This window comes from Simplicispira sedimenti (assembly GCF_022760965.1).
GTDB classification, from domain to species: Bacteria; Pseudomonadota; Gammaproteobacteria; order Burkholderiales; family Burkholderiaceae_C; genus Simplicispira; species Simplicispira sedimenti.
Genome location: NZ_JAKVIJ010000002.1, coordinates 320,672 through 336,037, shown reverse-complemented (window position 1 = coordinate 336,037; position 15,366 = coordinate 320,672). Strand labels below are relative to the sequence as shown.

Here is a 15,366-nt window from a genome sequence, read left to right as displayed (position 1 = left end):
AGACCGCCGGGACAGCGGTCTTTGCGCAGGATTTTACCTGCTCGGGCCCACGGAACCTTTGCTCAGGGATTCACAGGCATCACCGGCCACTGCGCCTGCAGCTTGCCATCGTCCACCACGCACAAGGTGTCGAACTGGGTCATCACCGCCTCGCTCTGCCAGGGCCGCCACAGCATCCAGTCGCCCACAGCCAGGGGTGTGGAAGGGGATGCCACCATGACCTGTTGGTTCGACGACGGGCCGTACAGGCCGCTGGACGCCACGCCCTGCGGGTGCACGGGATCGGCCAGCCAGTGCCCGCCGTGGATGGCCAGGCCCTGGCGCTGGTTCACGTCCCACCAGCGCACAGCATCCGAGATCGGTTCGGCGCCCACGGGCAGCCGAAAACGCTCCATCACCTTGAGGATGGGCGTGGCGATGAACAGCGCCGGTTCCAGCTCGGCCAGCGAAGGCAGGTCGAAGTGCGAAGGCTTGACCGCTGCCGAACCCACGGCCAGCTCGTTCGGCGTGTGCTGGTCATCGTGCAGGTACAGCGTAGGCGAGCCAGCGGTGTTGAGCGTCCAGTCGCGCCCATCGGTGTGCAGTCGCTTGCGCGCCAAAGCCACCATGGTGGCGTAACGCTCCCGGGCGTGGGCGAGCGCGCGCTCGCGGTTGCCCGGCAGGTCGGGAATGGATGCCAGGTGCGCGTCGTAGCCCATGAAGCCGCGCAGCAGCAACAGCGGCTCGTCGCGCAGCAGATCCAGCATGGCGGCCAGCATCTCTGTGGACTCGACGCCGCCACGGTGCAGACCCACATCGATCTCGATGTTGATGCCCAAAGGCACACCCTGGGCCCGCGCCAGGGCGCGGTACTCGGCCAGGCGCTCGGGCGTGTCCACCAGCCATTGCACCTGGCGCGGCGCATCCAGGCGCGCGCGGGCCAGGCGCGGCAGCACCCAATGCGCAGCGCTGGCAGGCAAAGGCTTGCCCAGCAGCAGGTCGGCGTCGGGCCGCGCCTGGGCCACCAGCTCGGCCTGCCGGGCGTTGAAGACCATGGCGCGCTGTGTGTTCCAGGCGCGCAGTGCCTCGTCGAGCAAGGGCGCACAGGGCAGCGACTTGGCCACCGCGCGCAAGGGCAGTGCCGCATGGGCCAGGCGGCGAATGCGTGCCAGATTGGCCCGCCAGCGTGCGCGGTCGAGCACCAACACGGGCTGCTGCGGCACATCGGCCAGGGCGCGCACCAGCGCTGCCAGCCGTTCGTCTGGTGGACCACCCCGATCGGCAGGACGCGACCACCAGGCCCCTGCCGCCACGGCGGCGGCCGTCCAGAGCATTCGGCGACGGATCATGATGCATTGCTCCTCTCAAACCACGGACGCAGGTAGGCGTTGAGCATGCGCCCCTGGGGGTCCAGGTGGCGGCGCACGCGGTCGAAGTCGTTCCAGCGGGGGTACAGCGTGCGCAACTCCTGGGCGCTGCGGTCGTGCAGCTTGCCCCAGTGCGGGCGGGCGCCATGGCGGCGAAAGAGGGCCCCCACGTCCTTGACGAGGTAGTCCCACGGTTCGTCGTGCGCTGCATGCACAGCGATGGAGCAGCTGTCGCGCTCGTAGAAGGGCGAAAGCCAAGCTTCGTCCTGCGCCACGTAGCGGAATTCCACCGGAAAGTACACGTCGTTGCGCTGCTCCAGGTAGTCCAGCACCGCACGCAAACAGGCCGGGCCGTTGGCACGCGGCACATGCCCCTCGGTCTCGTTGAAGCGCGTGGGGCGCTGGGTGGACAGGAGCCGGTACGACCAGTCGGTGCGCTGCTCCGTCTGCGCGGGATCGATCAAGCGTTGCGCCACCCAGCGGCGCAACGATGGCGCGTAGCCCAGCCAGTCGCGCAGGCGGCGCAGGTCACGCAGCACGTCCTCGTCAGCGGAGACATGCGGCACCGGCTGCGGCGGGCCGGGGTGTTCGTCGTGCACGATGACGGCGCCATAGCCGGTGTGCGGCAGCAGGTAGCACTCGAACTGGCGGTGTTTGCGGGCCAGCGTATCCAGGTCGCGCAGCAGGCTGTCCACCGGCATCAGCCATACGCGGCGCTGCAGCACATGGCGCGGGCGCACGCGCAGCGTCATCTCGGTGACCACGCCCAGCGCCCCCAGGGACACGCGGGCCGCGTGGAACACCTCGGCATTGTCCTGGGCGCTGCAGCTCAGGATCTGGCCCGTGGGCGCCACCAGCCGCAGCGACTGCACATCGGCGTGCAGGGCGGGTAGATCCGCACCGGTGCCGTGGGTAGCGGTGGCCAACGCGCCTGCGAGGGTCTGCGCGTCAATGTCGGGCGCATTGCGCAAGGCCAGGCCCACGCCATCGAGCAGGCGGGACACCGTGGCCAAACGCGTGCCTGCCTGCAGCGTGGCCGTGGGGGCAGGCTGCGCTGCATGGGCACTCAGACCGGACAGCGCATCGATGGACAACAGCGTGCCCTCGGTGGGCACCAGCGCCGTGAACGAGTGCCCCGCCCCGACCGCACGCAAGGGCGCAGGGGATTGGCGCAGCAGGGCTACCAGTTCCTCCTCACTGCGCGGGACGGCCCATGCGGCAGGCTGGCACTGTGCAATGCCGGACCAGTTGCGCCAGGCAGCGGGTGCAGCAGCGGCGGTCGGCACAGACGGCGTGGCGCCAGGCTGCGGCGCCGCCGCAGCGACCGGGCGCATGGCCAGCGCCATGCCGCTTGCTGTCATGGATTGAAGAAATTGCCGCCGACTCATGGTTGCGCCTTTCGCATGTGGGTGATCAATGCGCTGAAATCTGCGTCGGAACACTCAGGGCACCAGCCCCTGCTGGGCATGGCCCCCTTGCCCTCGCGCACACTGCGCACCAAGGCATCGAGGCCCTGGCGCTCCAGCGCCGACCAGGCCGCACGGTCACCACGCTGCGGCGCGCCGGAACCGGGCACCTCGTGGCAGTGCACACAGCTGCGCTGGTACAGCCCCATCTGCCGCAGGTCGGGCGGTGGCAGGCCGTCCCATTCGCTGCTCCCGCTGCATGCCCCCACCAGGACAGGCATGGCGAGCGCCCACCACCGCCACTGCAAGGCCGTTCTTGGTCGTTCCTGCACCATGCTCAGAACCTGCGTGCCACCGACAGCACCAGGCGCCCACGGGCGGTGTCGCGTAGGCGGTCGCCGTCCGGCGTCTGGAACAACGTGCGTTCCTTGACATGGGTGTCGATCCAATCGATGCCCCATTCAAAGCCCCAACGGCGGTGTGTCAGGCCGATGCGGTAGTCGGTGTAGTTGGCTTCAGAAAAATGCGCGATCCGCTGATGGCCCACATGCAACACCAAGGTGGTGAGTCCATCCAGCGGGATTTTGTAGTCCAGATCGAACAGCCAGCTGCCGCGCGCACCATGGTCGCCACGGGCATAGCAATCGAGCGCCCGCGTTGGGTCTGCGGACAGGGACAACAGGGTGCCGCACACCCCTCCGGTGCTGATGCCCCGGTAGTTCTTGGACATGACGCGCATCACCCGTCCCTCCAGCGCGCCATAGCCCCATTCGAACACCGCAAAGGCGGTGTCATAGCGCGTGCTGCGCACGGTAGTGGGAGAGAAGGTTTCCACATCAAAGCCATGGGGCGCATCGAAACGTGCCCCCGGCAACACCTCGGCCGCCATGCCGACACCAAAATGCCAGGCGTCCGGGTCGCCAAAGCGGTAGCCCCCCGCCACGGTCAGCGCCAGGCCGTTGCTTCCCTGGAACTGCTTCTTGCTCACCGTGGCGGCCTCCATCAGCCCGATCAGACCGCTTTCATGGGCCGCCTGGATGCTGAGCTTGGCCCCTGGCCGCAGCAGCGAATCCGATATGCCGCGCGTGCGCTGATCCGTCACGGCCCGAAGCTCCGCATCAATGGCATGGCTGATGATGTCATCGGGTGCCGACTGGGCCATCGCCTGTACAGGCACCACCAACATGGACACGACAAACCCGAGAAGAACACGAAAATTCATGATGCGGCTCCTGTACGTTGGACGGGCTGGCAGACCGGCTGCTCAGGCAGTTTGGCAATCCGGCTCAGCCTCTCGGTCTGGCCCAACACCTCCACACCCACAAAGGCGCGCAGCAAGAGCGCACCCTCCTGGATCCGCACCGTGGCCTTGTACTTCTTGCCGTCGCGCGGATCAAATGCCCAGCCGTCGCGCCAGGCATCGGAAGCGAATCGCTCCAACCGCGCCACCTTCACGCCACAGGTGTCCTTGGGCGTACCGGCATCCTTGTCCCACACCACCTGCGCACACAGTGCCTGCACCCGGTCTTCGCACGGGCCGAACGCTATCACTGCATCCTCTTGCGCCGTCAGCCACAGACCGTGCACGTCTGCCGGCTCCACAGCCGCCGCAGGCACTACACAGACGCTGGCAAGCACGGCACTCCACCAAGTTGCTCGCATTGCTGTCTCCTTCGTTGTTGTATGCAATCCCTCGCGCCATGGTCAACCATAGCGATTGCTATCTTATAGTGATGACTATATTTATGAGGATGAGGATAATCCCTGAGCCACCCCACCCCAAAGCCATGCCCCCCACCCGGAAAAAGCCCCAGGCCCCTGCACTGACCGCCAAGAAGCAACCCGCGCAACAGCGCGGCGCCGAGACCTATGAGCGCATCCTGGAGGTGGCTGCGGCCTTGCTGGCAGAAGTGGGGATCGAGCGCCTGTCCACCAATCTGATCTGCAGCAAGGCAGGCCTGACCCCCCCGGCGCTGTACCAATACTTCCCCAACAAATACGCCGTGCTGTACGAATTGGGGCAAAGGCTGATGCAGCAACAAAACGAGCGCGTGGCGGTTTGGATGACCCCTGAGGTGCTTTCAGGCCCCCCCGAGGCGCTGGAGGCAGCGCTGGCGGGGCTGATCCTGGATACCTACGACGTCACCCGCGCATTCCCTGGCGGCGTATGGGTCATGCGCGCTTTGCGTGCCGTCCCGACGTTGGCGCAGGTGCGCCTGGATTCGCACCAGACAATCACAACCCAGCAAACCGCCCTGCTCGCCCAGGCCCTGCCCCACGCCCCACAGGAGCAGCTCTATCTGGTCAGTCGCACGGCTGTGGAACTGCTCTACGCTGCCGTGGAAATGCTGTTTGACGAAGACCTGCCTGGTCCCGCCGTGGCGCAACTTGTGGCGGCCATGGTGGCCAGCCACATGAAGGCATTGCGACAATCCGCAGCCGACCCCACCCTACACTGAGAGATCCCCCTCTGACGCCATCCAGGAGCCTCCCATGCCGATGTTTGTCGATACCTCGCCCCCCGACCAATGCCTCTTCTGCCGCTTGGTGGCGGGAGAGATTCCTTCCGCACGGGTGTACGAAGACACGCTGACCATCGCCTTCATGGACATCGGCCAGGTCACCCCCGGCCATGTGCTCGTGGCCACCAAACGCCACGCCACCACGCTGCTGGACATCACGCCGCAAGAGGCCGCCGCCGTCATGCAGACGGCGCAGCGCGTGGCCAGTGCCATCCGCGAGGTGTTCGACCCGCCCGGCATCACACTGCTGCAGGCCAATGGCCGCGAGGGCGACCAAACCGTGTTCCACTTCCACATGCATGTGGTGCCGCGCCACGCACAGGACGGCATCACCTTCACCTGGCCGCGCAAGAACCCCGACGCAACCGTGCTGAAAGATTACGCAGACCGGCTGGCAGCAGCCATTGCACCCGCACCCTGAGCCATCAGGGCAGCAGAACAGCAGGCACTCCGTCGTACTCGACCAAGTGCTCGAAGCGCTCCTTGGGCTGATAAAAGTTGGCCTGAGCCGAGCCTCAGGGCTTGCTGAACTCGATGGCCGTCACCGGACTCTTGCTGCCATCATGGTCCACCAGCAGCAATCCCGCATCCGTCAGTTCGAAGGTGACGCACTGTGTGGCGCTGATGGGCGCATAAAAGGCACGGCACAGGCGATTGCCCTCCTGCACCCAGCTCTTGCCGATGTTGCGCCCGCCCTGCATACCCCCCTCGAACTTGCCACCCGGCAGAAAATGGTTGAAGAACTTGGTGCCCGACTGACCGCCCGTGACGCTGAGCTTCGCAATCATGCCGTCCCTCACGATGTGCGCCTTGAGATCCGCATCGCTCAATGTGCGGTTGGCGCCACAAGGCATCCACTCGGGCGCGCCTGCACGGACCGCGCACGCAGGCGCCTCATTTGGCGACGTCGCACTGCCTTGCGCCAGGGCATCATGTGCCAGCAGACCCATGCTCATCGATGCAAAGACATGGGCTGCCAACAGGTGCGTGGAATGGTTCATGGCCAATCCTCCCAGGAGTTCAGAACTGGTCGAATTGTGTAAAACCGTACACTTTCTTACCATACCCCAAACGCAGTATCTGCCGTCCGGCAGGCACGCCACACCGCGCACCAGACCGCAGGAATATAGGGTATGGCACGCTCACCCAAGCTGGTATTGCGGCGTGTTCACTGATCGGATATCGAACATACCAATTCACTGGCCCAATCCAATTTTTCGAGGGGGAGACCATGCAAGACCACGTCGACCATATCGCCAGTCTCCTCTACGAAGGGATTTTGTCTCCCTCTGATTGGCGAGCCGGTCTGGATACGATCCGCAACTGCATGCAGGGCGGGCTCTTCTACCACTTCGCTGTGGACAAAAGCAGCCTGACCATCGTATCGAGCCACCAGAACGTCGAGGTACCCGCCGACAAGGTCCGAGACTACGAACTACACCACGCCCGCGACGACGAGCGCATGCCCATCGTCATGGGCCTGGCTGTTGGAGAAATGATGTTCGACCATGAGCATTTCTCGGCTCGCGAACTGTCCAACAGTTTCATTTACAGCGACTGGCTTCCATCCATCGGCTATCGGCACACGATGAGTCTGCCCTTGCATGACGATGGGACGACGCGTGAATTCCTCAGCATCATCCGACCTTCTGATCACCACGCTTACAGCACGGACGACCGTCGATTCATGGAGCATCTTCTGCCCCATCTTTCGCGCGCCGCGCGTATGCGTTCGCAATCCACTCGCCTGGCCGATCAGGCAGCATTGGGGACGGCGGCACTCGACGCGCTGCCCCAATGCGTGGCCCTGCTGGACACCCACCTCCGGATACGCTATCTGAACGACGCGGCGCGGCATGCACTGGACAAGTCACCATACTTGGCGGTCCGTCACGGTCAGCTGTATTGCAAATACCCGCAGGCACAGGAGCGCCTGTGCGCATCGGTGGCAGCTGCCTGCCGTCAGGATGACACCGCCCGAGCAGGAATACTCCAATGCGCACCAGACACCACCATCCATGTGCTGCCGCTGAAGGCTAACCACCCCCTGGCAGTGCTGCAGCTTGCCCAACCACACTCCTTGCTGGTGTGGGCCCATCACAATCCATGGCAACACACGGAGCCCTTGCGTGTTGCTCTGGGATTGACCGATACGGAAGCCCGACTGGCACTGGCGTTGGCCACGGGCAAGTCCCTCAAGGATTTCGCGGTGACCCAGGGATGCAGTTGGCATACCGCACGCACACACGCCAGAAACCTGTTGCGCAAAACAGGCTGCCACCGGCAGGCTGAACTGGTTCACCTCGTACAGTCACTGATCCAACACTGAACGCTCGTCACACACTGCCCATCACCACTCCAGTAGTGGTCAAGTGCTCAATGGAGGCGCCATATCCGGCGCTTTCAACCACGCACGGGCAAACAGCTTGGCGCACCTGCGTACTGCATTTGCGGTATGGCCTTCGCCTGCGGTATTGAACAAACTGCCACACAGGCGGAAGAGGGAGGCATTGCATCCATCCGCCCAGACTCCAAGCTCCAGAAAGGCAGACATACCATGACCCCACACCCCGCCGCGTGGCACCACGCACTCATCGCCAGCGCAGCGCTCGCCCTCACCGCCTGCGGTGGAGGAGACGACGAGACGCCCACCCCTCCGCCGGCCCCCCAGCCGACCACGCTGGAAATGGTTCAGAAGTACGTGCAGTCCACCCAGGACCTCACCGCCAAGCAGTTGCCCGGCACCGGGGCAGAGAGGTTCGCATTGCTGGATGCCTGCTATCTGGGACAGGGCAATACCAAGGCCAGCCTGATCGCCGGTTGGGACGCCACCACACAGGCCTTCTCAGCACACCTGGTGGGTCGCACCATCACCAATGTGGAAATCGTGAACGAGCGCAAGACCACCAATGCCGACGGTTCTTCCCGGCACGAGGTGGACGTTCGCTTCGATGAAAAATACACCGATGGCACTACCGCCATAGGTCAAACCGAAACACTGGTGGCTGGCAGCACCAGCGGGACCTGCGCCACGCCACAAAATGCAGCAGACTTGCGGGCTCTGGGCGACCAGCGCGTCGTGAGCGTGCAACTGGTGTCTCGCAATATCAGCCGCATGTTCCACCGCCTATCTGATGGAGAGCCCAGAGGCACCGGACAGGTTCGGCGCGAAATCCGCTTCCGCGTGAACGATCCCGGAAACAAAGCAAGCCACGCAGTGGTCAGCTGGGCCAGTGCCAGCGGGCCGAGGTCGCTCAAGCTGCTCTCGCCGCGCATCGCCCGCGACGCGCCCGAGATGGCGGGGAAACCCGGCAACGCAACCTACGCCGACACCGACCCATTCCGCATTTGTGGATCGGAATCCAATTTTTCGACGGCCAACGCTGCAACTGCCGATTGCACACAGTTCGGGGTCACAGCGGAAAACTGGGGTTCTTGGGAAAACACACCATACACCCAGGAAAAACTAGTCGCTGCAGACCAACGCTTTGCTTCATGGGCACCGGATGCCAACACCGAGGTCACGTTTCAGATCTATGCAGACGACGGCTGGAAAACCGTGAATGGGCAGCAAGGAAAAGCACCGATCGCCACCTACAAGACCAAACTCAAAAACATGCCCCATGCTCTTGCGGACATGGCCGGCGCCCCTGCCGCCTACCCATTGCCGACGGGCAGTTCGCTGTCGAATGCCGACATCGTCGCGGCGGCCAAGGGCAGCGGCGGCAGCACCACCCTGAGCTGGACAGCGGCCCAACCACCTAGCGGCGGCCGGCCATTGGTGGCGTCGGATCTGTACTTCTACCGCCAGGGCCCCAGTGCCACGGGCAGCGGAGGCTACCCCACCATACGGGCGACTGGCAGCATGCCACTGGCGTCAGGGGCGACCGCAAGCGCACTGCCTATTGGCGGCAAACCCGAAGGCGCTTCCTCAACAAACTATGCCGAGTGGGGTTTGACCTACGTGGACCGCAATGGACGACAGGTGTTCCTGAACATCCAATTCAACTAAAACAGTGGAAGTAATTGCGAGCCCCCAGCCGAGGGGTCTCGCAAAACAGCCTTTCAGTCGTACTCGACAAATCGCTCGAAGCACTCCTTGAGCTTGTGCTGCCAGATGCGCTTGTCGGCCTCGCTGGCAAAGCTGGCCTCGAAGCTGTTGCTGGCCAGTTGGTAGGCATGTCGCGCCGTCATGCCGGTGGCGGCGAAGACCTGGGTGAAGTTGTCGTTGATATAGCCGCCAAAGTAAGCCGGATCATCCGAGTTGACGGTGGCGCACAGCCCGGCGTCCAGCAACTGGCGCAGGTTGTGGTTCTTGAGATCCGGAAACACGCACAGCTTCTGATTCGACAGCGGGCACACCGTGAGCGGCACGCGATCCTGCGCCAGGCGCTGCATGAGCGCGCTGTCCTGGAAGGCCTGCACACCATGGTCGATGCGCTCGACCTTGAGCACGTCGAGCGCGCTCCAGATATAGGCGGGCGGCCCCTCCTCGCCCGCATGGGCCACCAGGTGCAGGCCCAGTTCGCGGCAACGGGCAAATACACGCGCAAATTTCTCGGGCGGGTGGCCCAGCTCACTGCTGTCCAGCCCCACACCGATGAACTTGTCCTGCAGCGGCAGCGCCTGCTCCAGCGTGGCAAAGGCCTCTTCCTCGCTGAGGTGGCGCAGAAAGCACAGGATCAGGCTGGCGCTGATGCCCAGCAGGGTGCGCGCGTCCTCGCAGGCACGGTGCAGGCCGTTGATGACGGTCTCGATGGGTACACCACGTGCCGTGTGCGTCTGCGGGTCGAAAAAGATCTCGGCATGCACCACGTTGTCGGCAGCTGCACGCGCGAGGTAGGCCCGGGCCATGTCGTAAAAGTCCTGCTCGTGCAGCAGCACACTGGCACCGGCGTAGTAAATGTCCAGAAAGCTCTGCAGGTTGGTGAAGGCATAGGCGCTGCGCAAGGCCTCCACGCTGGGGTACGGCAGAGACAACCCATTGCGCTGCGCCAGGGCAAAGATCAGCTCAGGCTCCAGCGACCCTTCGATATGGATGTGCAACTCCGCCTTGGGAATGGCGCGCAGCAGCGCGGGCAGGCGCTCGGGGGCGATGGGGGGAATCTTGAACATGGCAGACCTCGTGGGGAATGGAATGTCTGGGGTACATCATGCACCGCTGCGCGCCCAACGCAAAGGGCCGCACTGAGGCGGCCCTTTGCATCCAGTGGCGAAGACTTTACTTCTTGTCGGCGCCGGGCACCTTGCCTTCCACGCCCTTGACGTAGAAGTTCACGCCACCCAGGAACTTGTCATCGGCCACCACATCCTTGGCCAGCACTTCTTTGCCGTCCTGGCCTGCGATGGGGCCCTTCCAGATCACGAAGCTGCCGTCTGCCAGGCCTTTCTTGACTTCTTCGACCTTGGTCTTGATGTCAGCGGGCACATCCTCGGCAATGGACACGATGTCGATCGCGCCTTCCTTCACGCCCCACCAGGCCTGGCCGGTTTCCCACTTGCCTTCCAGCGCGTCGCGCGTGGCCTTGATGTAGTACGGGCCCCAGTTGATGACGGCCGACGCCAGGTGGGCCTTGGGGCCGTAGGCGGTCATGTCCGAATCCCAACCGAAGGCGCGCTTGCCCTTCTCCTGTGCGGTCTTGAGCACGGCGGGCGAGTCGGTGTTCTGGAACAGCACGTCCGCACCACCGTTGATCAGGCTGGTGGCGGCTTCGGTTTCCTTCGGGGGGCTGAACCATTCGTTCACCCAAACCACCTTGGTCTTGATCTTGGGATTGACCGACTGCGCGCCCAGCGTGAAGCTGTTGATGTTGCGCAGCACCTCGGGGATCGGCACCGAACCCACCACGCCCAGCGTGTTGCTCTTGGTCATGGCGCCCGCGATGATGCCCGCCATATAGGCGCCTTCATAGGTGCGGCTGTCGTAGGTGCGCACGTTGGCGGCCGTCTTGTAGCCGGTGGCGTGCTCGAACTTCACGTCGGCGAAGTCGGGTGCGATCTTCTGGATCGACTCCATGTAGCCAAAGGTGGTGCCAAAGATCAACTTGTTGCCCTGGCTGGCCATGTCGCGCAGCACACGCTCGGCGTCAGCCGACTCGGGCACGCTTTCCACAAAGCTGGTCACCACCTTGTCGCCAAATTCCTTCTCGATGGCCTTGCGTCCGTTGTCGTGCGCAAAGGACCAGCCGCCGTCGCCCACCGGGCCGACATAGGCAAACGCGATCTTCAGCGGCTCGGCCTTGGGGGCGGGCGCCTCGGTGACGGGGGCGGGAGCCGGTGCCGGAGCAGGCGCGGGCTCTTCCTTCTTGCCGCAGCCCACCAGGGCAGCGGCCGCCACAGCGGAAAGCGCTGCCACCTTGATCAGAGCGCGTTTGTGCAGATCGGTCATGTCGGGTTCCTTCTGGGGAAGTGAGGGTGGACGAAAAAAACGGTCATTATGAGCCGGGATGGAAAGGTTTGCCCAGCGAGGCGGGCATGTTCACACGGATCCACTGCGGATTGCGCGAGATGAGTGCCAACACCACGATGGTGGCCACGTAGGGCAGCATGCTCAGCCACTGGCTGGCCACCTCCACGCCCGTGGCCTGCAGATGGAACTGCAGCATGGTCACGCCGCCAAACAGGTAGGCTCCCAGCAGCACGCGCGCGGGCCGCCAGGTGGCAAAGGTGGTCAGGGCCAGCGCGATCCAGCCGCGCCCGGCCACCATGCCCTCCACCCAAAGCGGTGTGTACACCGTGGAGATGTAGGCCCCCGCCAGGCCGCACAGCGCGCCACCCGCCACCACGGCAGCCAGGCGGATGCGCCGCACCGGATAGCCCAGCGCATGGGCCGACTGCGGGGATTCGCCCACCGAGCGCAATACCAGCCCGGCACGCGTGCGGTACAGGAACCACACCAGCGCAACCACAAACAACACGGTCAGGTACACCAGCGGATGCTGGCGGAACAGCGCAGGGCCGATGAAGGGAATATCAGCCAGCAGCGGCAGCGTGGCCTTGGGCAGCTCGGGCAGCTTGGCCTGCACGTAGCTGATGCCCGCAAACGCTGAAAAACCCACGCCGAACAAGGACAGCGCCAGCCCCGTGGCGTACTGGTTGGTGTTGAACCAGATCACCAGCCAGCCGAACACCGCCGCCAGCACCGCGCCCGCAGCCATGCCCGCTACAAAGCCCAGCCAGGGGTTGCCCGTGTGCACCACGGTGGCAAATCCGGCAATGGCGGCGCACAGCATCATGCCCTCTGCGCCCAGGTTGACGATGCCAGCTTTTTCGTTGATGAGCAGGCCCAGGGCCGCAATGGCCAGCACGGTGCCCGCATTGAGCGTGGCGCCGATCAGGAGTGCGTAGGATTCCATGGATCAGCCCCCCGCCTTGACCCCACCAGCACGCACCCAGCGCACACGGTAGGCAATAAAGGTGTCACAGGCCAGCAGCGAGAACAGCAACAGCCCCTGGAACACGCCGGTGAGCGACTTGGGCAACCCCAGGCGCGACTGCGCCAGCTCGCCACCGATGTAGAACATGCTCATCAGAATGGCCGAGAACACCATGCCCACCGGGTGCAAGCGCCCGACAAAGGCCACGATGATGGCCGCAAACCCGTAGCCCGCCGGCACATAGGGCGTGAGCTGGCCGATGGGCCCGGCCACTTCCAGCCCCCCGGCCAGACCCGCCGCACCGCCCGAGATGAGCAGCGCCGTCCACAGCGCACGGCGCGACGAAAAGCCCGCGTAACGCGCCGCCGCCGGGGCCAACCCGCCCACCTGCTGGGCAAAGCCTGCGCGCGAGCGGAACAGGAACACCCACAACACCGCCGCACCGGCCAGCGCCATCAGCAGGCCGATGTGCACGCGCGAGCCCGCCATGAGGCGCGGGATCTGCGTGACTTTCTCGAAGGTGCGCGTTTGCGGAAAGTTGTAACCCATGGGGTCTTTCCAGGGGCCGAACACCAGGAAGCTCAGGAACAGCGAGGCCACATAGACCAGCATCAGGCTCACCAGGATTTCATTGGCGTTGAAGCGGTCGCGCAGCAGCGCCGTAACGCCCGCCCAGGCCATGCCGCCCAGCACACCCGCCAGCAGCAGCGCAGGCACGATCCAGGCGCCCGTGTCCTTGCTCGCCATCAGCGCCACGCCGCCTGCGGCAATGGCGCCCATCACGAACTGGCCCTCGGCGCCGATGTTCCAGACGTTGGAGCGAAAGCACACCGCCAGCCCCAGCGCGATGAGCAGCAGCGGCGTGGCCTTGACCATCAGCTCGCCCAGCGCGTACTGCGAGCGCAGCGGCTCCCAGAAAAACACCTGCAGGCCACGCACCGGGTCTTTGCCCAACACGGCAAACAAGGCCACGCCCATCAGCACCGTGATGCCCAGCGCCAGCAACGGCGAGCCATAGGTCCACCAGCGCGAGGCCTGGGGACGGGGTTCTAGCTTGATCATGCGGGATTCTCGTCCAGGGTTTGCGCTGCCAGCGCTTGGCTTTGGGCCAGGTGCGCCTGCACCTGCGCGTGCCACAGGCCGCTCATCCATTCACCAATGCGTTCCATGGTGGCATCGGCGCGGTCCACCGAAGGGGAAATCTGGCCCTTGGCCATCACATGGAGGCGGTCGCTGATGTCGAACAGCTCCTCCAGCTCTTCGCTGAGCACCAGCACGGCGCAGCCCGCATCGCGCAGGCGCAGGATTTCGGCCCGGATCTGTTGGGCTGCGCCCACGTCCACGCCCCAGGTCGGTTGCGACACGATGAGCAGCCGGGGCTGCGCCGACACCTCGCGCCCCACGATGAACTTCTGCAGGTTGCCGCCAGAGAGCGACTGCGCCGCCGCGTGCGGCCCCCCGGCCTTGACGCCAAAGCGCGTGATGATGTCCTGCGCCTGGGCCTGCAGCGCGCCCATGCGGATCCAGCCGCCGCCACCCAGCGCCTCGTTGCGCGTGAGCAGGAGGTTGTGCGCCAGGCCCATGCTGGGCACGGCGCCCCGGCCCAGGCGTTCTTCGGGCACGAAATACAGGCCCAGCGCACGCCGCTGGCGCGGCCCCTGGTGCCCCACGTTCTGCCCTGCCACCTGCACCATGGCCGGCGCAGCGCGCGTGTCTTCGCCCGACAACGCGTAGAGCAGCTCTTTTTGCCCGTTGCCCGACACGCCCGCAATGCCCACGACCTCACCCGCGCGCACCTCGAACTGCACATCGACCAGATCGACACCGAACTGGTCTGCGCGCGCCAGATTCAGCCCCTGCACGCGCAACACGGCGTCACCGGTGCGCACGGCACGGTGCTCCAACGCGGGCGGCTCGGCACCGATCATCAGGCGCGAGAGCGAGGCGTTGGACTCCACGCGCGGGTCGCACACGCCCGTCACCCGGCCCGCGCGCATCACCGTGCAGGCGCTGCACAGGGCGCGGATCTCGTGCAGCTTGTGGCTGATGTAGAGGATGCTGCAACCCTCGCTGGCCAGCTTGCGCAGCACCACGAAGAGTTTGTCCACCGCCTGCGGCGTGAGCACCGAGGTGGGCTCGTCCAGGATCAGCAGGCGGGGGTTGGCCAGCAGCGCGCGGATGATTTCCACGCGCTGCATCTCGCCCACGCTCAGGGTGTGCACGGGGCGCAGTGGGTCCACCTCCAGACCGTACTCGGCCGCCTTGGCAGCAATGCTGCGCGTAACTTCGGTGAGCGACAGGCTTTTGTCCAGCCCCAGCCAGACGTTTTCGGCCACGGTGAGGGTGTCGAACAGGCTGAAATGCTGGAACACCATGGCAATGCCCAGTTGCCGCGCCTCCTGCGGGTTGCGGATGCTGACCGGCCGGCCATCGAACTGCACGCCGCCCTCGTCGGGCTTGACCGTGCCGTAGATGATTTTCATCAGCGTGGACTTGCCCGCGCCGTTCTCGCCCAGCACGGCGTGGATCTCGCCGGGCTGCACCGTGAGCGACACACCGCAGTTGGCCACCACGGCCGGGTAGCGCTTGGTGATGCCCGAGAGCTGCAGGCGCGTGGGCGCCTGGGCTGGGGTATCGGGGGTGGCGTTGGGGTTCATGGGGGCGATTGTCTCTCAGTTTGTGGTGATTGCATGCGCAGGGCCATGGCTCAAAAAGG

General features: G+C 65.0%; 15 protein-coding genes. 4 read left to right on the top strand and 11 right to left on the bottom strand.

Annotated elements, in window-relative coordinates:
* Positions 1 to 62: 62 nt before the first annotated feature.
* From MJ602_RS04030 to MJ602_RS04010, 5 genes are read right to left on the bottom strand one after another with little or no spacing between them, the layout of a single operon-like run.
* The gene (locus tag MJ602_RS04030) at positions 63 to 1,328 is read right to left on the bottom strand and encodes an alanine racemase (RefSeq protein WP_243019487.1); all 1,266 of its coding nucleotides are present in this window, start codon (positions 1,326 to 1,328) and stop codon (positions 63 to 65) included.
* Positions 1,325 to 2,707, bottom strand: coding sequence for a D-arabinono-1,4-lactone oxidase (locus tag MJ602_RS04025; RefSeq protein ID WP_243019486.1), 1,383 nt, complete (start codon positions 2,705 to 2,707; stop codon positions 1,325 to 1,327). Before MJ602_RS04025 ends, MJ602_RS04030 begins: the two co-directional genes overlap by 4 nt.
* A gap of 23 nt (positions 2,708 to 2,730) precedes the next feature.
* Positions 2,731 to 3,033, bottom strand: coding sequence for a c-type cytochrome (locus MJ602_RS04020; RefSeq protein ID WP_162017097.1), 303 nt, complete (start codon positions 3,031 to 3,033; stop codon positions 2,731 to 2,733).
* A 56-nt stretch (positions 3,034 to 3,089) separates the two neighbouring features.
* Positions 3,090 to 3,974, bottom strand: a complete 885-nt coding sequence (locus tag MJ602_RS04015; protein ID WP_243019485.1) for a TorF family putative porin — start codon at positions 3,972 to 3,974, stop codon at positions 3,090 to 3,092.
* Positions 3,971 to 4,414, bottom strand: coding sequence for a DUF2147 domain-containing protein (locus tag MJ602_RS04010; RefSeq protein WP_162017099.1), 444 nt, complete (start codon positions 4,412 to 4,414; stop codon positions 3,971 to 3,973). Before MJ602_RS04010 ends, MJ602_RS04015 begins: the two co-directional genes overlap by 4 nt.
* 125 nt (positions 4,415 to 4,539) lie before the next feature.
* On the opposite strand from MJ602_RS04010, the gene MJ602_RS04005 reads away from it, so the two are divergent.
* Both MJ602_RS04005 and MJ602_RS04000 read left to right on the top strand, forming a co-directional pair.
* Positions 4,540 to 5,211 carry a TetR/AcrR family transcriptional regulator gene (locus MJ602_RS04005; RefSeq protein WP_243019484.1) on the top strand — a complete coding sequence of 224 codons (672 nt, stop codon included), beginning with the start codon at positions 4,540 to 4,542 and terminating at the stop codon, positions 5,209 to 5,211.
* 34 nt (positions 5,212 to 5,245) lie between these two features.
* On the top strand, positions 5,246 to 5,695 hold the full coding sequence (locus tag MJ602_RS04000; protein ID WP_243019483.1) for an HIT family protein: 450 nt from the start codon (positions 5,246 to 5,248) through the stop codon (positions 5,693 to 5,695).
* A 94-nt stretch (positions 5,696 to 5,789) separates the two neighbouring features.
* On the opposite strand, the gene MJ602_RS03995 is transcribed toward MJ602_RS04000, so the two are convergent.
* On the bottom strand, positions 5,790 to 6,275 hold the full coding sequence (locus tag MJ602_RS03995; protein WP_243019482.1) for a hypothetical protein: 486 nt from the start codon (positions 6,273 to 6,275) through the stop codon (positions 5,790 to 5,792).
* Positions 6,276 to 6,505: 230 nt separating this feature from the next.
* On the opposite strand from MJ602_RS03995, the gene MJ602_RS03990 reads away from it, so the two are divergent.
* Complete coding sequence (locus tag MJ602_RS03990; protein WP_243019481.1) at positions 6,506 to 7,603, top strand: helix-turn-helix transcriptional regulator; 1,098 nt, start codon at positions 6,506 to 6,508, stop codon at positions 7,601 to 7,603.
* Positions 7,604 to 7,831: 228 nt separating this feature from the next.
* A complete protein-coding gene (locus tag MJ602_RS03985) occupies positions 7,832 to 9,286 on the top strand; it encodes a hypothetical protein (protein WP_243019480.1) in 1,455 nt (484 codons plus the stop codon).
* Between the two features lie 53 nt (positions 9,287 to 9,339).
* Here the strand turns inward: MJ602_RS03985 and MJ602_RS03980 are convergent, their stop codons facing one another.
* The 5 genes from MJ602_RS03980 to MJ602_RS03960 all read right to left on the bottom strand — a co-directional run bounded on the left by MJ602_RS03980 (position 9,340) and on the right by MJ602_RS03960 (position 15,307).
* The gene (locus MJ602_RS03980) at positions 9,340 to 10,389 is read right to left on the bottom strand and encodes an adenosine deaminase (RefSeq protein ID WP_243019479.1); all 1,050 of its coding nucleotides are present in this window, start codon (positions 10,387 to 10,389) and stop codon (positions 9,340 to 9,342) included.
* A 106-nt stretch (positions 10,390 to 10,495) separates the two neighbouring features.
* Positions 10,496 to 11,662, bottom strand: a complete 1,167-nt coding sequence (locus MJ602_RS03975; protein WP_162017103.1) for a BMP family ABC transporter substrate-binding protein — start codon at positions 11,660 to 11,662, stop codon at positions 10,496 to 10,498.
* 46 nt (positions 11,663 to 11,708) lie between these two features.
* Positions 11,709 to 12,629: an ABC transporter permease gene (locus MJ602_RS03970; RefSeq protein WP_162017104.1), complete on the bottom strand. Its 921-nt coding sequence runs from the start codon at positions 12,627 to 12,629 to the stop codon at positions 11,709 to 11,711.
* A 3-nt stretch (positions 12,630 to 12,632) separates the two neighbouring features.
* Positions 12,633 to 13,712: an ABC transporter permease gene (locus MJ602_RS03965; RefSeq protein WP_162017105.1), complete on the bottom strand. Its 1,080-nt coding sequence runs from the start codon at positions 13,710 to 13,712 to the stop codon at positions 12,633 to 12,635.
* Positions 13,709 to 15,307: an ABC transporter ATP-binding protein gene (locus MJ602_RS03960; protein ID WP_243019478.1), complete on the bottom strand. Its 1,599-nt coding sequence runs from the start codon at positions 15,305 to 15,307 to the stop codon at positions 13,709 to 13,711. Before MJ602_RS03960 ends, MJ602_RS03965 begins: the two co-directional genes overlap by 4 nt.
* Between the last annotated feature and the right edge of the window lie 59 nt (positions 15,308 to 15,366).